Origin of the sequence: Flavobacterium foetidum (assembly GCF_004634245.1) — a bacterium.
Lineage (GTDB): Bacteria > Bacteroidota > Bacteroidia > Flavobacteriales > Flavobacteriaceae > Flavobacterium > Flavobacterium foetidum.
This window is the reverse complement of the sequence record NZ_SJTF01000009.1, coordinates 164,707-181,957: the sequence shown is the minus strand read 5'-3', so window position 1 is coordinate 181,957 and position 17,251 is coordinate 164,707. Positions and strand designations below refer to the sequence as shown.

The 17,251-nt window shown below is 34.1% G+C and carries 18 protein-coding genes and 1 riboswitch; of the genes, 15 read left to right on the top strand and 3 right to left on the bottom strand.

The window, feature by feature from the left end; translation table 11 throughout:
• Positions 1–55: 55 nt before the first annotated feature.
• The 8 genes from E0W73_RS13015 (at position 56) to E0W73_RS12980 (ending at position 8,221) form a co-directional block, all read left to right on the top strand.
• Positions 56–403: a DUF5522 domain-containing protein gene (locus E0W73_RS13015; RefSeq protein WP_317129329.1), complete on the top strand. Its 348-nt coding sequence runs from the start codon at positions 56–58 to the stop codon at positions 401–403.
• 138 nt (positions 404–541) lie between these two features.
• Entirely contained in the window at positions 542–1,051 is a 510-nt protein-coding gene (gene cobU, locus E0W73_RS13010) for a bifunctional adenosylcobinamide kinase/adenosylcobinamide-phosphate guanylyltransferase (protein WP_135222507.1), read from the top strand.
• 297 nt (positions 1,052–1,348) lie between these two features.
• Positions 1,349–3,028: a nicotinate-nucleotide--dimethylbenzimidazole phosphoribosyltransferase gene (gene cobT, locus E0W73_RS13005; protein WP_135222506.1), complete on the top strand. Its 1,680-nt coding sequence runs from the start codon at positions 1,349–1,351 to the stop codon at positions 3,026–3,028.
• A gap of 69 nt (positions 3,029–3,097) precedes the next feature.
• Positions 3,098–3,529 carry an IS200/IS605 family transposase gene (gene tnpA / locus E0W73_RS13000; RefSeq protein ID WP_135222505.1) on the top strand — a complete coding sequence of 144 codons (432 nt, stop codon included), beginning with the start codon at positions 3,098–3,100 and terminating at the stop codon, positions 3,527–3,529.
• Positions 3,530–3,714: 185 nt separating this feature from the next.
• The gene (locus E0W73_RS12995) at positions 3,715–4,512 is read left to right on the top strand and encodes an adenosylcobinamide-GDP ribazoletransferase (RefSeq protein WP_135222504.1); all 798 of its coding nucleotides are present in this window, start codon (positions 3,715–3,717) and stop codon (positions 4,510–4,512) included.
• Entirely contained in the window at positions 4,497–5,030 is a 534-nt protein-coding gene (cobC, locus tag E0W73_RS12990; protein WP_135222503.1) for an alpha-ribazole phosphatase, read from the top strand. Before E0W73_RS12995 ends, cobC begins: the two co-directional genes overlap by 16 nt.
• Positions 5,031–5,099: 69 nt before the next feature.
• Positions 5,100–5,300: riboswitch (cobalamin riboswitch) on the top strand.
• Positions 5,301–5,329: 29 nt separating this feature from the next.
• A complete protein-coding gene (locus E0W73_RS12985) occupies positions 5,330–7,183 on the top strand; it encodes a TonB-dependent receptor plug domain-containing protein (protein ID WP_135222502.1) in 1,854 nt (617 codons plus the stop codon).
• A 3-nt stretch (positions 7,184–7,186) separates the two neighbouring features.
• Positions 7,187–8,221 (top strand): DUF5074 domain-containing protein, encoded by a 1,035-nt coding sequence (locus E0W73_RS12980; RefSeq protein WP_135222501.1) that lies wholly within the window; start codon positions 7,187–7,189, stop codon positions 8,219–8,221.
• Positions 8,222–8,291: 70 nt separating this feature from the next.
• Here E0W73_RS12980 and E0W73_RS12975 read toward each other — a convergent pair whose 3' ends face one another.
• Entirely contained in the window at positions 8,292–9,761 is a 1,470-nt protein-coding gene (locus E0W73_RS12975) for a S41 family peptidase (protein WP_135222500.1), read from the bottom strand.
• Positions 9,762–9,920: 159 nt separating this feature from the next.
• Between E0W73_RS12975 and E0W73_RS12970 the strand changes: the two genes are divergently transcribed.
• The 6 genes from E0W73_RS12970 to E0W73_RS12945 all read left to right on the top strand — a co-directional run bounded on the left by E0W73_RS12970 (position 9,921) and on the right by E0W73_RS12945 (position 13,291).
• Positions 9,921–10,430, top strand: coding sequence for an RNA polymerase sigma factor (locus tag E0W73_RS12970; RefSeq protein ID WP_135222499.1), 510 nt, complete (start codon positions 9,921–9,923; stop codon positions 10,428–10,430).
• Positions 10,417–10,887, top strand: coding sequence for a hypothetical protein (locus E0W73_RS12965; protein ID WP_135222498.1), 471 nt, complete (start codon positions 10,417–10,419; stop codon positions 10,885–10,887). Before E0W73_RS12970 ends, E0W73_RS12965 begins: the two co-directional genes overlap by 14 nt.
• 15 nt (positions 10,888–10,902) lie before the next feature.
• On the top strand, positions 10,903–11,478 hold the full coding sequence (locus E0W73_RS12960; RefSeq protein WP_394345994.1) for a DUF4252 domain-containing protein: 576 nt from the start codon (positions 10,903–10,905) through the stop codon (positions 11,476–11,478).
• A gap of 1 nt (position 11,479) precedes the next feature.
• Positions 11,480–12,019 (top strand): DUF4252 domain-containing protein, encoded by a 540-nt coding sequence (locus E0W73_RS12955; protein WP_135222497.1) that lies wholly within the window; start codon positions 11,480–11,482, stop codon positions 12,017–12,019.
• A 191-nt stretch (positions 12,020–12,210) separates the two neighbouring features.
• Entirely contained in the window at positions 12,211–12,609 is a 399-nt protein-coding gene (gene yiaA, locus E0W73_RS12950; protein ID WP_135222496.1) for an inner membrane protein YiaA, read from the top strand.
• Between the two features lie 133 nt (positions 12,610–12,742).
• The gene (locus E0W73_RS12945) at positions 12,743–13,291 is read left to right on the top strand and encodes a DUF6252 family protein (protein WP_135222495.1); all 549 of its coding nucleotides are present in this window, start codon (positions 12,743–12,745) and stop codon (positions 13,289–13,291) included.
• Positions 13,292–13,366: 75 nt separating this feature from the next.
• On the opposite strand, the gene carB is transcribed toward E0W73_RS12945, so the two are convergent.
• Both carB and rpmH read right to left on the bottom strand, forming a co-directional pair.
• Positions 13,367–16,222, bottom strand: a complete 2,856-nt coding sequence (gene carB / locus E0W73_RS12940; protein ID WP_135222494.1) for a carbamoyl-phosphate synthase large subunit — start codon at positions 16,220–16,222, stop codon at positions 13,367–13,369.
• Between the two features lie 146 nt (positions 16,223–16,368).
• Positions 16,369–16,530 (bottom strand): 50S ribosomal protein L34, encoded by a 162-nt coding sequence (gene rpmH / locus E0W73_RS12935; protein WP_008464848.1) that lies wholly within the window; start codon positions 16,528–16,530, stop codon positions 16,369–16,371.
• Between the two features lie 169 nt (positions 16,531–16,699).
• Between rpmH and E0W73_RS12930 the strand changes: the two genes are divergently transcribed.
• On the top strand, positions 16,700–17,215 hold the full coding sequence (locus tag E0W73_RS12930) for a DUF2892 domain-containing protein (protein WP_135222493.1): 516 nt from the start codon (positions 16,700–16,702) through the stop codon (positions 17,213–17,215).
• Positions 17,216–17,251: the final 36 nt, after the last annotated feature.

Sequence of the window (17,251 nt, the reverse complement as noted above, 5' to 3'; positions counted from 1 at the left end):
CCTTTATTCTTACAAATTTAAACAATTGTATCTTTACAACATGAATACCACAAAAATGAAAATTTGCACAAGCTGTGATTCTGAGTTCAGCTGTGGAGATATATCTGTAGAAAAAAAATGCTGGTGCAACGACTACCCGCCCATTTTTTCTCTTTCTGAAGGTGGAGATTGTCTTTGTCCGACCTGTTTTAAAGAAGCTTGTGAAGACAAAATTGATGCCTATGTAGAGACCATAAATCCGTCAAACGCTTCTAAAAACAAAGCGACTTCTTTACCCAAAACAAACACTTTAATTGAAGGCATTGATTATTATATCGAAAATGGAAATATGGTTTTTAAAACCTGGTACCATTTAAAAAGAGGAAAATGCTGTGGGAATAATTGCCGACATTGCCCTTATTAATCGTAATTTAGGTTAAGAGTTATATGTTATGAGTTGAAAAGCTCTTTGTTACTTTGCGCTATGACAACACATCCTAACCCCTAACCCCTAACCCCTAACTCTTAACTCACAACTTTTAACTTATAACTTCCCAAAAAAATGATTTATTTAATTACCGGCGGTGAGCGCTCAGGAAAAAGCAGTTATGCACAAAACTTAGCCTTAACACTTTCTGACAATCCAATATATGTCGCAACAGCCAGAAAATGGGATTCTGATTTTCAAAACCGAATTGACAGACATCAACAAGAACGCGATGAACGCTGGACGAATATTGAAGAAGAAAAGTTTTTAAGTAAAATTGATTTCTCCAATAAAACGGCTTTAATTGACTGCGTTACACTTTGGCTTACCAACTTTTTTGTGGATACTCAAAATGATGTTCAGTTAAGTTTGGAAGAAGCCAAAAAAGAATTCCTTGCCATTGCCAATCAGGAAAACACTAATATCATTATTGTAACCAATGAAATCGGAATGGGAGTTCATGCAGAAACTCATATCGGAAGAAAATTTGTAGAACTGCAAGGCTGGATGAATCAGTTTTTGGCATCCAACGCAGATGAAGTTGTTTTGATGGTTTCCGGGATTCCGGTCAAGATTAAAGGTTAACAAAATTCAATGGCAATGGCAATGGCAATTACAATGGCAAAAATCAATGGCAAAAATCAATTACAATATCAAAAGGCAAATTCTAAACTTTTAAATTTCAAATTCCAATATCGTGGAGTATCTTTACATAAGGTGAAAATTGTAATTGACATTGATATTAATTTTTGTAATTGATATTGTAATTGATATTGTAATTGATATTGTAATTGATATTGTAATTGATATTGTAATTGACATTGATTTTTGATATTGTAATTGATATTGATTTTTGCCATTGACATTGAAAATTTGAAATTTATGAGCAATCTAGACGATATATTAAAATCACGCCGTGACACCCGACATTTCACAACTGATGAAGTTCCTGATGAAGTAATTCAGAAAGCTTTACAGGCTGGACATTGGGCACCTTCTGTTGGACTTACTGATGCGACTAGATATTTCCTCATCAAATCTAATGAAGTTAAAACCTCCATTAAAAAGCTGTTTTTAGATTACAACAAAAAAGCGGCTGAACTGACCGATAACGAGGAACAAAAAGAATTGTATAACTCACTTAAACTCGAAGCTATTGAAGAAGCGCCAATTGGACTTATCATCGCTTACGACCGTTCGGTTTTGAATCAATTTACGATTGGAACTATTGGCAGTAACGAAGCAGTAAAATTCAGTTCGGTTTGTGCGGCTCAGAATATCTGGCTTTCGCTGACAGAACAAGGTTACGGCATGGGCTGGGTTTCGATTCTAAATTATTATCAATTTAAAAAAATCCTCGATTTACCTGAAAATATAGAACCGCTGGGTTATTTCTGTATCGGAAAACCTGCTACTAATTATAATAATCAGCCCATGTTGCAGCAATTGCATTGGAAACAAAAATCAGAAGCTCCAATCTGCAAAGAGATTTCGGAAATTCATACAATAAACATTGCTGATTTTGAGCTAAACGTAAAAACTGAAAACGAAAACAAAGTTGATTTCCAAAAACTTTTACAGGAAAAAATAGATTCTAAAACAAAACCTGTCGGTTCACTGGGAACTTTAGAAACCTTAGCTTTTCAGATTGCAACTGTTTTGGAAACTTTAAATCCAAAAATCATAAATCCCAACATTGTAGTTTTTGCAGCCGATCACGGAATTGCCAATCACGATGTAAGCGATTATCCGCAAGATGTGACACGGCAAATGGTCAGTAATTTTCTGGATGGCGGTGCTGCAATAAATGTTTTCTGCAAACAAAACGATATCAAATTATCGATTGTTGATGCTGGCGTAAATTATGATTTCCCAACAAATACAAAATTAATTGATGCTAAAATTGCGAAAGGAACTCAGTCTTTTCTTCATGTTCCGGCTTTGAGCGAAACTGAAGTACAATTGTGTTTTGAAAAAGGAAAATCGATTGTTGAAACCATTGCGAAATCTGGTTCAAACTGTATTGGTTTTGGCGAAATGGGAATTGGCAATACTTCTACGGCATCTGTATTAATGAGTCTTTTGACTGGTTATTCCATTGAAGAATGTGTTGGAAAAGGAACAGGATTATCAGATGAAAAACTAATTCAGAAACAAAATATCCTCAAAAAAGCTATTGATAATTATTCCGGTCAAGCCAATTTACTATCACAGCTTTCGTATTTCGGCGGTTTTGAAATTCTTCAGATGGCTGGCGGAATCCTTTCTGCTTTCGATAATAAAATGCTGATTTTAGTAGATGGCTTTATCTGTACGGTTGCTTTTTTAATTGCTTCTAAAATTAATCCGAATATTAAAAACAATGCTGTTTTCTGTCATTGCTCTGCTGAAAAAGCACATATAAAACTGCTTGAATATCTTGAGGTAAAACCTATTCTAAATCTTGATTTACGCTTAGGAGAAGGAACTGGCTGTGCAGTCGCTTTTCCAATTTTAAATTCGGCTGAAGCTTTTTTGAATGATATGGCTAGTTTTGAGAGCGCGGGAATAAGTAGGAAATAACTCTCCGTTTATTACTAATAGTTTTTAAATTTGAATCAAACTTAAAATAATTTTAAAACTATTTTATCTATGCCATTTACTAAAGTTTATGTTCATTGCGTTTGGAGTACCAAAAACAGGTTTCCGTTTTTAAATTCAGTTGATCTACGTGAAAAAGTTTGGAATCATATAAAAGAAAATGCCTCAAAAAAAGATATTTATCTAGATTTTATAAGTGGATATTCCGATCATTGTCATTGTCTAATTTCACTAGGAAACGATCAGACTATTCAAAAAACAATACAACTATTAAAAGGAGAATCTTCTTATTGGATCAATAAAAATCAATTAACAAAAGATAAATTTGAATGGCAGGATGAATATTTTGCTGCTTCTGTTTCACAATCAATTGTAAATAAAGTTCGAGATTATATCAAAAATCAGGAAGAACATCATAAAATGAAAACATTTCAAGAGGAATATGATGAGTTTATGATTAAGTTTGGCTTTAAACATTCTTAAAAAAAAGTTTGGCTAAAGCCCTTGTCTTTGTCAATAAATAACCAACATCTAAAGATGTTGGCAACTCAAATTGTGAAATTATTTATATTTTTTTTTAAAATTTTCTTCTTTGAGTTGCCTCCAGATTTATCTGGAGGTTAAAAATTTGGAAGATAGAAGGCCTTAGCCAAACAACTAAAAACTAAATGAAAAAAGAACTCCACATCTTCTTTACCTGTTTAATGTTTTACACCCGAATTCCATGCCCAAAAAACATTTCACATGATCCGGATTATTTAAATAAAGCGACAAGATATTTCCCTTTTATCGGATGGATTGTGGGGAGTATTTCTTTTATCACTTATTCTTTATTTGCCTTATTTCTTTCTACAGAAACGGCTGTTATTTTTTCGATTGTCATTTCAGTTTTAACAACTGGTGCATTTCATGAAGACGGTTTTGCAGATGTCTGCGATGGTTTTGGCGGTGGCTGGACAAAAGAAAAAATCCTCATGATTATGAAAGACAGTGCAATCGGTGCGTATGGCGCAATTGGATTGGTTTTACTTTTTCTACTAAAATTCAAACTGCTTTCAGAATCTATTTTGCTATTTCAAGTTTATGATTCGATGGCAACATTCAAAATTTGGCTCTTGTTTATTTCTGCGCACTCTTTAAGTCGTTTAGCAGCGATCAGCATTGTTTTTACCCATGCATATTCTCGTGAAGATGCTTCGAGCAAAAGCAAACCTATTGCAAAACAATTCACATGGAAAGAAGTTTTAGGATCTTTCTTTTTTGGATTAGTTCCTTTACTTGTATTCTCCTATTTTGATTTCAGATTAATTTTAGCCATAATTCCTGTTTTTATTACCCGATATTTTTTAGCCCGATATTTCCAAAAATGGATTGAAGGTTATACTGGAGATTGTCTTGGTGCAACACAACAGGTTTGTGAAGTTATCTTTTACCTAAGCATTTTATTTTTATGGAAATTTATCTAGTACGACATACTGAAACGATCTGCGAAAAGGGAATCTGCTACGGACAATCTGATGTCGATATTGCGAAACCTTTTGACAAAATTTTTTCTAAAATTATCTCCGAATTGCCTTCAGAAGCTGTCATTTTATCAAGTCCGTTACAACGCTGTGTGATTTTGGCAAAACATATTCAGGAAAACATAAATGCTATCTCTTATCAGGAAGACAAACGTTTAATGGAAATGAATTTTGGTGACTGGGAACTCAAGAACTGGAACGAAATTCCGCCTGAAGAACTCAATCCGTGGATGGAAGATTTTGTAAATATCAAAACTACAAATGGTGAATCTTTCACGGAATTACACGAAAGAGTTGGTGATTTTTTATCTGAAAAAATTTCAAAAACAAAACATCCAATTATTATTGTCGCTCATGCCGGAATTATTAGAAGTATTTTATGTCATCAAACTGCATTAGCCTTAACAGAAGCATTTCAGAATAAGGTTGATTTTGGACAAGTTATAAGAATTGAATTATAAATATCGATTTTGTTTCATTATTATACTTTAAAAGTGAAACAAATTTGATTAATCCGTATTTTTAATTTTATATTTGCAGCAAATTAAGGTTGTGTTTTAGCAAACACATTAAAAGGGAATCAAGTAAAATCTTGAGCTGTACCCGCAACTGTAAGCTTAGTTCTTAAACGAATGCTTGTTGTAACTACAAAACCACTGTTCGCTCGATGTGAATGGGAAGGTAAACAACAAGACGCAAGCCAGGAGACCTGCCTTTGTAACAAAAATATCGAGCTCTCGGGAAAAAGAGTGTAGAAATTATGGTTTTTAGAATACGTCTTGCTTTATCGTTGTTACTGTTGTGCCAATTTATTTCGGCGCAGAACGATTCTATTAACAATCTGAAAGAAGTCTATGTTTCAGACAAAAACCTAAAAAAATATTCTTCTACACAATCTGTTTTAAAGCTTAATGATTCTGTTATTACTAAAAATGAAGCTTTACTAACCGATTTATTAAACTTCAATTCTACTTTATATTTTAAGGAATACGGTCGTGGCATGCTTTCTACAGTTTCGTTTAGAGGAACAACTTCTTCACAAACTGCTGTAATTTGGAATGGAATTAATATTAATTCACAAATGAACGGAAGCACCGATTTCAATACTATTTCTGGTTCTGATTATAATTCTATCAGCGTAAAAGCTGGCGGTGGAAGTGTAATTTATGGAAGCGGCGCAATTGGAGGAACCGTTCACTTAAATAACGATATGTTGTTTTTTAATCGTTTTGAGAATAATTTAAAACTGGATTACGGCAGTTTTAATACTATTGGGATTAATTACAAAACTTTTATTTCAAACAAAAAATGGAGCGCACAAATTGGCTTTTCTAAAAACAGCTCCACAAACGATTACAAATATTTAAATCGATACACTTGGAGAGGCGAACAACGCTGGAATCAAAATGGACAGTACGACATTATTACCTTAAATGCTAATGTGGGTTATAAAATAAACGATAATCATATTCTAAAGCTTTACAGTCAAACCTCAAATACAGACAGAAATACTTCTCTAATTACAGAGACAGATACAAAAAGCAAGTACGTTAATGGTTTTAATCGAAATTTATTAGAATATGATGGTAATTTTGGGAAACTGAAAACCAATTTTAAAACGGCTTATATTTTTGAAAACTATCAATATTTCTCAAACATTAGTTCTAAAAATTATACCTACGGAAAAACCGAAAATCTGATTACAAAATTAGATTTAGATTATGCTTTATTTAAATCTACTCAAATTAACGGAATTGTAGATTACAGCAGAACAAATGGCTACGGAAGCGGTTTTGGAAGTCATATACGCGAAATAAGTTCTGCGTCTTTATTAGTTAAACAAGACATCGGCTCAAACTGGAAAAATGAATTTGGAATTAGAAAAGAATTTACAGACAATTACAAATCCCCACTTCTATTCAATTTCGGATCTTCTTATAAATTCAGTGATTTATACAACTTAAAAGTAAATATTTCCAGAAACTTCAGAATTCCTACTTATAATGATTTGTACTGGGAAACAGGCGGAAATCCAGATTTAAAACCCGAAAGTTCTTATCAGGCAGAAATTGGAAATGTCTTCACATTCAGAAATATTACCTGGACGCAAAATTTTTATTACATCAAAATAAATGATATGCTGCAGTGGGTTCCAGGACCAAGCGGTCTTTGGTCTCCTCAAAACCAGGATAAAGTAAACAGTTACGGAACAGAAACCATAGTGAACTGGAAAAAAAGCTATGGCAAGAATACTTTTGCTCTAAACGCTACTTACGCATATACTATATCTGAGGACGATCAGACTAAAAAACAGATTTTCTTTGTTCCATTTCATAAAGCAACGGGAGCTGTTTCTTATTCGCGAAATAAAATAAACGCTTATTATCAGGTGTTATACAATGGTTTTGTGTATACCACCGCAGATAATAACTCGGATGATGTTGTAAAAGACTTTACGATTTCAGACATTGGAATCGATTATGATTTTAAATTTTTAGATTCTTCGAAGCTAGGGTTTCAGGTTTTAAATGTCTTTAACAAAAACTATGAAAGCTTAGAAAACAGACCAATGCCAGGCCGCAATTTTAATATGTATATAACCTTAAAATTTTAATATATGAAATTCAGTAAATTACTTTTAATAGCTTTAAGCATTTCACTGTTCGTTTCTTGTTCGAGCGATGACGACGATACTTCAAAGGGAGCTTATGACAATGGTTTTTTTATTTTGAATGAAGGAAGTCAAAGCCTTGGAACTATTTCATTCTCAAGCAATGATTTGAATTCTTTTACTAAGAATGTTTACGAAAAAGAAAACGGTACCGATGCAGTTGGAGGATATTTACAAAATATCTTTTTTAGCGGAGACAGAGCGTATATTATTGCGGGTGGATCTAATGTAATTAATGTTGTAAATCGCTACACATTTAAGTTAATTGCAAAAATCGATTCTGGTCTTGTGGCTCCGAGATATGGCGTTGTAAAAGATGGAAAAGCATATGTAATCAATGCTGGCGAATATTCGTATCAAAATCCAGCGACTGGAGATACAGATGATTATATTGCTGTAATCAACTTATCTAACAACACTGTAGAATCTAAAGTAGCATTAAACTCAACTGCGAACAGAGTTATTGAGGAAAATGGAAAACTTTATATTACAGATGCATACAATGATAAACTTTTAATTTATAATATCGCTTCAAAAGCTCTAGAAACTCCTGTAACAATTGGTTTTGACGGAGATTCTATTGAAGAAGAAGACGGAGTACTCTTTATTTTGAGAAGACCTTATGGAGGTGCCGGCGAAATTGTAAAAGTTAAAATATCTGACAAATCTATTTCTCGTATTGCACTTCCTGCTAGTATAGGACAAGCTGGTTTCATGGATATCGAAGATGATAAGGTGTATTATACTGCTTCAAATTCTGTTTATTCATTTAGTACAAACGCAACAACAGCTCCGACTACAGCATTATTCGCGTCAGACGCTAGTTATGTATATGGTTTTGCTGTTAAGGATAACCACATTTACATTGCAGATGCTAAATTCACAGCAGACAGTAAAGCCTTTATCTACAACTTATCTGGAGTTTTACAAAAAGAATTAACAACAGGAGCAGGATCAAACGGTTTCTATTTCAATGATTAACTTTTTGCTTTAGAATTTGATTATATTTTTGGATAAAAAAAGGCTTTCGTTTTTCTGAAAGCCTTTTTTATTATTTTAAGTTTAAGAACTCTTTTGGAGCTGTAGTAAGATACATTCCGTGACGAAGTCCATTTAAGATTTTTGAGTCTGTAAAGTAAGGGCTGTTTGGTTCATCAGAAACATCAGGTACTCTTTTGGCAGCAGAACCTGTAATTTTAGAAATTGCCAGACTTAACAATGGTTCAGTCGGATCTCCTAAAACACCATAGGTTGCCACTTTTTCGTACTGTTCATAGGTCGGACTCAAGCCTTGCTGGTAATCGCCAAAATTTTGAGCATTTGCGATTTTAAAAACCAGTGGTTGCATTGCATACTTATGATTTCTGTTAATTCCTTCCTTAGTAATATAAGTATCAGAATCATAAACTGTAAAAGACCCAACATTTTTGCCAATAGTTGTTTCTCCAATCTGTACAACATTAATATAGGGTTTCAATCCGTTTATGATCAATTCACTTGCAGAAGCTGTACTTGCCGTAGTAATAATATATATAGTTCCTAAATTTAAGCTATTTACTGCTTTCCCGTCAATATCAGAAACAAATCTTTCGTTTAAGGATTCTGGATTAAAGACTTGCATCAGTTTAGAATTATATTGTCTTTTTGAAAAGATCTGATTCGAAAACTGACCTGTAATCATCGTCGCCAATCGCGTAGAAGATCGTACAGAACCTCCTCCGTTGTAACGCAAATCTAAAACCAAGTCGGTCACTCCTTGCGCTTTCAATTCGCCAAAAGCCTGATTTAGTCTTTCATCGTAATCGGCATAAAATCCGTTATACATCAAATAACCAATTTTATGAGTTCCCGAAGGAATAACTTTATTGATATAAATCGGATTTTCTTCAAGAACCGTTTTGGTTAGCGAAACCGATTTTCCGTTTAGCACAAATGTAGCACCGCTTCTGTCTGCCATATTCAAAGTATAACTATCCTGATTCATTAACAACTGCTGATAATTGGAAACCGTAAGTTTGGTTCCGTTTACACCGGTAAAAAGATCTCCACGTTTTATCGCTTTTGTAGCAGCATCAGAATTCGGAATAATGTAACGCACATAACCTACAAGATCATCAGAGCTAGCGCTAATGCGGCCTAGTCTAAAATCAACACCATTATTTTTTGAAATTCCACCCAACTCCTGCTCCAAAACGGTATAGTCAGAAACAATCCAGCTGAAACGATCAACCGCATCACCGTTTGGGTATTTACTTTCGGGCTTGTACAATAAATCTTCAAACAAATCTTCGGGTTTAGCATAACCTTCCAAAAAGTTATTTAAATCATTCTGAGAGGCAAAACGGTTATCGGCTAGATTAGGCACATCTTGTTGCCATAAATAAACTTCATTTAAACCCTTCCAGATAAAATCATTGACTTGAATCGCTGCGGGTGCGGCTTTATCATTTTCGTCTTCACAGGACTGCAAAGAAAAGACAAGTAAAAAAAGAAACAGAAAGCTCTTTAAAGGTGTTTTCATAATATATTGGTTATAATATCATATAAACGTAAAAGTACTATCTTTAGTTTTATCTTTAATCTCCTTACAGTAATTTTTTACAGAAAAAAAATATTTCTTGTAACAAAAATAATAGTGCCTCGTCTTGACTATATAAGCTAACGAATAACCATCGTATTAATGAACCAAAATGTATTTATAGAATTAATAAATCCGTTTAAAGACAAAGTTTTTCGTCTGGCAAAACGATTGCTCACCAGTACCGAAGAAGCAGAAGATGCAACACAGGAAGTAATGGTAAAATTATGGAACAAAAAAGAAAACCTTCAAGATTACAACAGTGTTGAAGCGCTTGCCATGACGATGACCAAAAATTATTGTCTAGATCAGTTAAAATCAAAACGGGCCGGGAATCTAAAAATCGTTCATAATAATTATACAGACAATCAACCAAGACTAGACAAAAAACTGGAAGATGCCGACAGTTTAGAATGGGTAGAAAAAATAATAAATCAGCTGCCAGAACAAATGCAGCTACTAATACAGCTTCGGGATGTTGAGCAATATGAATTTGATGAAATAGCGAAAATTGTCAACATGAACGAAACTGCGATACGAGTGGCACTTTCGAGAGCCAGAAAAAAAATTAGAGAATCAATGATTAATACACACCTTTATGGAACTAAATAATATAGAAAATCTATTAGAAAAATACTTTCAGGGAGAAACAAGCACTGCCGAAGAAAAAAAATTAAAAGAATATTTTTCTTCACCAGATGTTGCGCAGCATTTGGAGCAGTACAAACCTTTGTTTGCTTATTTCTCTCAAGCAAGAGAACCAGAGTATACTAATGACATTATGCTAACAAATTCTCGCACTACTAAGCGAAAAAAAGCGTGGCTGTCAATTGCTGCTGCGGCTGTTCTCTTGATAGGAATTGGAACCTTTTTTTATGTGAGCGAAGATAGTACACAAACTGCGGTGGCTTCGCAAACAGAACTAGGAACCTACGATGATCCTGAAGAAGCGCTCAAGGCAACTCAGAAAGCTTTGGCATTATTATCAAACAATGTTAATGTAGGTATTGAAAGTGTACAGTACATTAACGAATACGAGAAATCAAAAAATAAAATCTTTAAACAGTAAAAAATCAATCAAAAAATGAAATCAATAGTCTTAGAAAACAGAAAAAACAGTACAAGCAACATGAACAAGACATTCTTATTCACCTTAGTTTTTGTCTTCATCACACAATTCTTTTATGCACAAAATGCTTTTGACAAATTTGACGGTCAAGATGAAGTGACTTCTGTAATTGTAAACAAAAAAATGTTCGATTTAATGAGCAAAGTAAAAGTAGATGCTTCTGACAAACAAACTCAGCAATACATCAGTCTTATTAAAAAGTTAGATTACTTAAAAGTATTTACTACTAAGAATCCTAAAGTTGAAGCTGATATGAAAGCTACTGCAGAAAAATATATTAAAACTGCAGGTTTAGAAGAATTAATGCGCATTAACGACAGTGGTAAAAATGTCAAAATAATGGTAAAATCTGGTGCAAGCGATACTCAAATTAGAGAATTGCTGATGTATGTGGAAGGTGCCAAAAATGATGATACTGTTTTATTGTCTCTAACAGGTAATTTTGACCTAAATGAAATTTCGGTGCTCACAGACAAGATGCAATTACCGGGTGGTTCTGACCTTAAAAAAGCCTCTAAAGGCAAAAGATAATATGAAGGCCGCTCTTTTAACCTCAGCCTTATGCTTCTTACTGACATTGGTAAGCTGTAATTCTGAACCTTCTCTTCAAAAATATTTTGTCGAAAATTCAGAGAAAAAGGATTTTATTGCGCTGGATATTTCTCCTGATATTTTAAATATTGAAAAAACAAAACTATCTGCAGAACAAAACGAAGCGCTGAATTCTTTTGATAAGATGAACATTCTTGCCTTTAAAGCCGATCAAAATAATCAGACACAGTTTGAAACAGAACGAGCAAAGGTAAAAGCCATATTGAAAGATCCAAAATACCAGGAATTGATGAAATTTGGTTCGGGCAAAGACGGAGCTTCTGTAAGTTATATCGGTAGTGATGACAACATAAAAGAATTTGTCATTTTTGCCAACAGAAAAGAAAACGGATTTGCGGTAGTACGCGTTTTAGGAAACAATATGAACCCAAACAACATCATGACTTTGATGTCGGTACTGCAAAAATCAAAAATTGACATGGAGCAACTCAAGCCTTTGCAACAGTTGCTTAAAAAATAAAACATCTTACTTTTTACACTCAAGAAAGCCTCAATTACGAGGCTTTTCTTTTTTATTTTAAAGAAGATTATACCTACTAATTTTAACTTGGTTTTTATGTTGCTGTTAATCAAAAATAATTACATTTACGAAATGAGATTCTCTATTCGCCAAAAAATCAAATCTCAAAACCTAATTAAACCAGAATTAATATGATACAAAAAACATCAAATGCCTTTATTGCGGCATCTTGGGTCGCCCTTGGAGCAGGAACAATCGGATTTATTGTCGGACTTGCCAGAGCAGAAATGCTTTTAAATGAAAAAGGATATTATTTTACCGTTTTAATGTTTGGTCTTTTCGCTGTAGTTTCATTACAAAAAAGTGTTAGAGACAAACTTGAAAAACTTCCCGTAACTGATATTTATTACGGAATCTGCTGGTTCGGAACATTGCTTTCGATTGTACTTTTAGTAGTTGGACTTTGGAATGCCACGATTCTGCCAAGCGAAAAAGGATTTTATGCTTTTGCTTTTTTATTAGCATTATTTGGTGCCATTTCGGTGCAAAAAAATACAAGGGATAATATGGCATTCAACAAAACCGAATAACCTAAAAAATGTAAAAGCTCCGATTTGGAGTTTTTTTTTACGCTAATAATTAATCATAATTTTCTGAAAAAGCAATAAATATATTAACAAATATTCATTTACATTTGACTCATAACCAAAAACAAATCCATAAATGAAAACAACAAAAATTTTATTTCTTTTCTTAACTTTAATTCTAAGCAGTTGCTCAAGCGATGACAACAACGGCGATACACCAGATGAAAACCCTGTGTCAAAATTTGCAATGACAGCAAAAATTGACGGAACCTTATGGGAAATGAAAAATCCATTTGCATCTGACTATGCAACCAAGCCATTATTTAATTACTACCCAGAAACACATTATATTCAACTTCAAGGAAGAAAAACTTTAATTGATGAAATTAGGATTTTCATTAAAAGAACTGACCTTAAAGTTGGAACATATGCTATTACAGCTGCTACATATGACGCTTCTAAAACTCAAATAGAAATGTCGTACAACAGCAAAGGCACCAATATCCAATATCCGATTGAAGGCAGTTTGGTGATAACAGCAGTTGATACCAATGCAAAAACAGTAAAAGGAACGTTCTGGTTTAATTGCGTCGAAGATCAGTCAAAACCTGTCAGCGTATCAAATCCTGTTACAACAAAAGTAACTGACGGAACTTTCAGTTACAGATATGATGTTGCTTATTAAGCAAACACACAAATTTAAAACAAGAAAGCTCCAACATAAAATCGGAGCTTTTCTTTTATAATAGAATCTGAGAGATTATTTACTCAAATACATTTTTCTTCTAGAGTACAATTCGTAGAATTGATCGTCTTTTAAGTCATCGATAAACAAGATGCTTTCTCCTGTTGACTTCATTTCTGGCCCTAACGCTTTGTTTACATTCGGGAATTTGCTGAAAGAGAAAACCGGCTGTTTGATTGCATAACCGTTTAATTGCGGATTGAAATCAAAATCTGTTACCTTATTGTGCCCTAACATCACTTTTGTAGCGTAGTTTACATAAGGTTCTCCGTAAGCTTTCGCAATAAACGGAACTGTTCTTGAAGCTCTTGGATTTGCCTCGATGATGTAAACCGTATCATCTTTAATCGCAAACTGAATGTTGATCAACCCAACCGTTTTTAAAGCTCTCGCGATTTTATGCGTATGATCTTTAATTTGCTGCATTACAAATTCTCCTAAGTTAAAAGGAGGCAATGTTGCGTTACTATCACCAGAGTGAACACCACAAGGCTCAATGTGCTCCATAATTCCGATGATGTAAATATTTCCATCAGCATCACAGATTGCATCTGCTTCAGCTTCGATTGCTCCTGCTAAATAGTGGTCTAGTAATAATTTGTTTCCTGGAATTGCTTTCAACAAATCGATTACGTGCTCTTCAAGCTCTTTTTTGTTGATTACAATCTTCATTCCCTGACCTCCTAATACATAAGAAGGACGAATTAAAAGTGGGAAATCTAAAGTATCCGCTAATTTTGAAGCTTCATCAGCCGTTTCAGCGATTCCGAATCTTGGGAAAGGGATGTTTAACTCAGTCAATAAGTCTGAGAAACGTCCTCTATCTTCTGCCAAGTCAAGGGCGTCAAAACTAGTTCCGATGATTTTTACACCGTATTTAGATAATTTATCTGCTAATTTAAGAGCTGTCTGGCCTCCCAACTGAACGATTACACCTTCTGGTTTTTCGTGTTGGATAATGTCATAAATATGCTCCCAGAAAACAGGTTCGAAATATAATTTATCAGCTGTATCAAAATCTGTAGAAACCGTTTCAGGATTACAGTTAATCATAATCGTTTCGTAACCACACTCCTTTGCAGCTAAAACTCCGTGCACGCAAGAGTAATCAAACTCGATTCCTTGCCCGATTCTGTTTGGCCCAGAACCTAGAACAATTACTTTCTTTTTGTCTGTTACGATACTTTCGTTGTCAACAAAACGCTCGCCATTTGCTTTTTCGATTTCAGCTTCAAAAGTAGAATAGTAATACGGAGTCTGAGCTTTAAACTCAGCTGCACAAGTATCTACCAGTTTAAAAACGCGGTTGATTTTTTGCTCCATACGCAAAGCATGCACTTCGCTTTCAAGGCAATTCATCATATGAGCGATTTGTCTGTCGGCAAAACCTTTTTGTTTCGCCTCAAGTAATAGTTCTTTAGGAAGATTTGAAACCTTGTAGTTTGAGATTTCTTTTTCTAAAGTATAAAGCTGTTCGTATTGTTTCAAGAACCACATATCGATTCTTGTAATTTCATGAATGGTACTCAATGGAATTCCCATTGCGATAGCATCGTAGATTACAAAAACACGATCCCAGCTTGCATACGTTAACTTCTCGATAATTTGTTCGTAATTTTTGTATCCTTTTCCGTCAGCACCTAAACCGTTTCTCTTAATCTCTAAAGATTGAGTGGCTTTGTGAAGCGCTTCTTGGAAAGAACGTCCGATTCCCATAACCTCACCTACAGATTTCATCTGAAGACCTAAAGTTCTGTCTGAACCTTCAAATTTATCGAAGTTCCAACGTGGTATTTTTACGATTACATAATCTAAAGTTGGTTCGAAAAGAGCCGAAGTAGATTTTGTAATTTGGTTTTGCAATTCATCTAAGTTGTACCCTAAAGCCAGTTTAGAAGCAATTTTAGCAATTGGGTATCCCGTCGCTTTTGATGCTAAAGCAGAAGAACGAGACACACGAGGGTTGATTTCGATTGCTACGATATCTTCTTTTTCGTCTGGCGAAACTGCAAATTGTACGTTACAACCTCCTGCAAAATTTCCGATGCTTCTCATCATTAAGATGGCATAGTCACGTAATTTTTGGAAAGTGGTATCCGATAACGTCATCGCTGGCGCAACCGTAATCGAATCTCCGGTGTGGATTCCCATTGGATCCATGTTTTCGATAGAACAGATAATTACAACGTTGTCATTTTTATCTCTTAAAAGCTCTAATTCGTATTCTTTCCATCCCATCAAAGCTTTGTCGATTAAAACTTCGTGAATTGGAGAAGCTTCAAGTCCGCGAGTTAAAAGCTCATCAAAGTCTTCTTTTTTGTACACTACAGCTGCTCCAGTTCCTCCAAGTGTAAACGAAGGACGAATTACAAGCGGAAAACCAAATTCCTGAGCAATTTCTTTTCCTTCAAGATACGAAGTAGCTGTTTTTGCAGGTGCAGTTGGCACATTAATTTTTTCTAAAAGCTGTTTAAACTGCTCTCTGTCCTCAGTAATATTAATCGCATTTACGTCAACACCGATTAATCTTACTCCGAAATCTTGCCAGATTCCTTTTTCCTCAGCTTCCAAACACAAGTTTAAAGCTGTTTGTCCTCCCATTGTTGGTAAAACAGCATCAATTTGCGGATGTTCCTTAAGAATTTCAATAATCGATTTTGTAGTTAATGGTTTCAAATAAATATGATCGGCCATAGATGGGTCGGTCATAATCGTCGCCGGATTTGAGTTAATTAAGATAACTTCAATTCCTTCTTCACGAATCGAACGTGCAGATTGAGATCCAGCATAATCGAATTCGCAAGCTTGACCAATAACAATAGGTCCCGAACCTATTATTAAAACGGATTTAATTGATGTGTCTTTAGGCATTTTTTATGTATTGTGTAGTTATAAAAGTGTGTCAAAAAACATTCGTAGTGCACTATAAACTAGAATGTTGAGAAATTTTTTACCGACAAGGTATAAAAAAAGGCGATACTAAGAAAGTAATCGCCTTATGTATGTTTATAAAAACATTATTTTTTGTGTCTAGGCTCGCTAGAAACAGTTAATTTATGTCTTCCTTTTGCTCTTCTACGCGCTAGAACTTTTCTTCCATTCGCAGAAGCCATTCTGTCCATAAATCCGTGCTTATTTCTTCTTTTTCTTTTCGATGGTTGAAATGTTCTTTTGCTCATTGCTTTGTATCTTTAAAAATGGTATCTATTAACTCGTTATTTTGGTTTTGGATATCGTTGTTCAAAAACCGAGTGCAAATATACAAAGACTTTTTTTTCTGGCAAGTAGTTTTATAAAAATATTTTTAATTCCTTTTACTATCTTTGCAATCACAAATATACATCTATTATGTTTAACAAAATTATCAAACTTATTTTGGCCGGACTTCTTGTAGTTGCTGGCATTTGGCAATTTACAGAAAGCAATATCGGAAATGGTATATTCCTTTTTTTGCTTACTGCAATTCCAATTTTTCTTTATTTTAAAAACGAATTTATCCTTTTAGCCTTCTTCAAATTAAGAAAACAAGATTTTGAAGGCGCAAAAAAATGGCTAGCATACATCAAAAATCCAGAAACTGCTCTAGTAAGAAAACAACAAGGATATTTTAACTATTTACACGGTATTATGTTGTCTCAAACCAACATCAACCAAGCAGAAAAACATTTCAAAAAAGCAATCGAACTCGGATTATCTATGGATATGGATTTGGCTGTAGCTAAATTAAACCTTGCCGGAGTTGCTATGTCGCGCCGCAGAAAGTTGGAAGCAACCAATTTATTGAACGAAGCTAAAAAATTAGACAAACAAGGAATGCTGAAAGATCAGATTTCTATGATGAAAGAACAAATGAAGAAAATCTAAATTTTCCTTTAAATTCCAAAATATCAAATCCCAAAT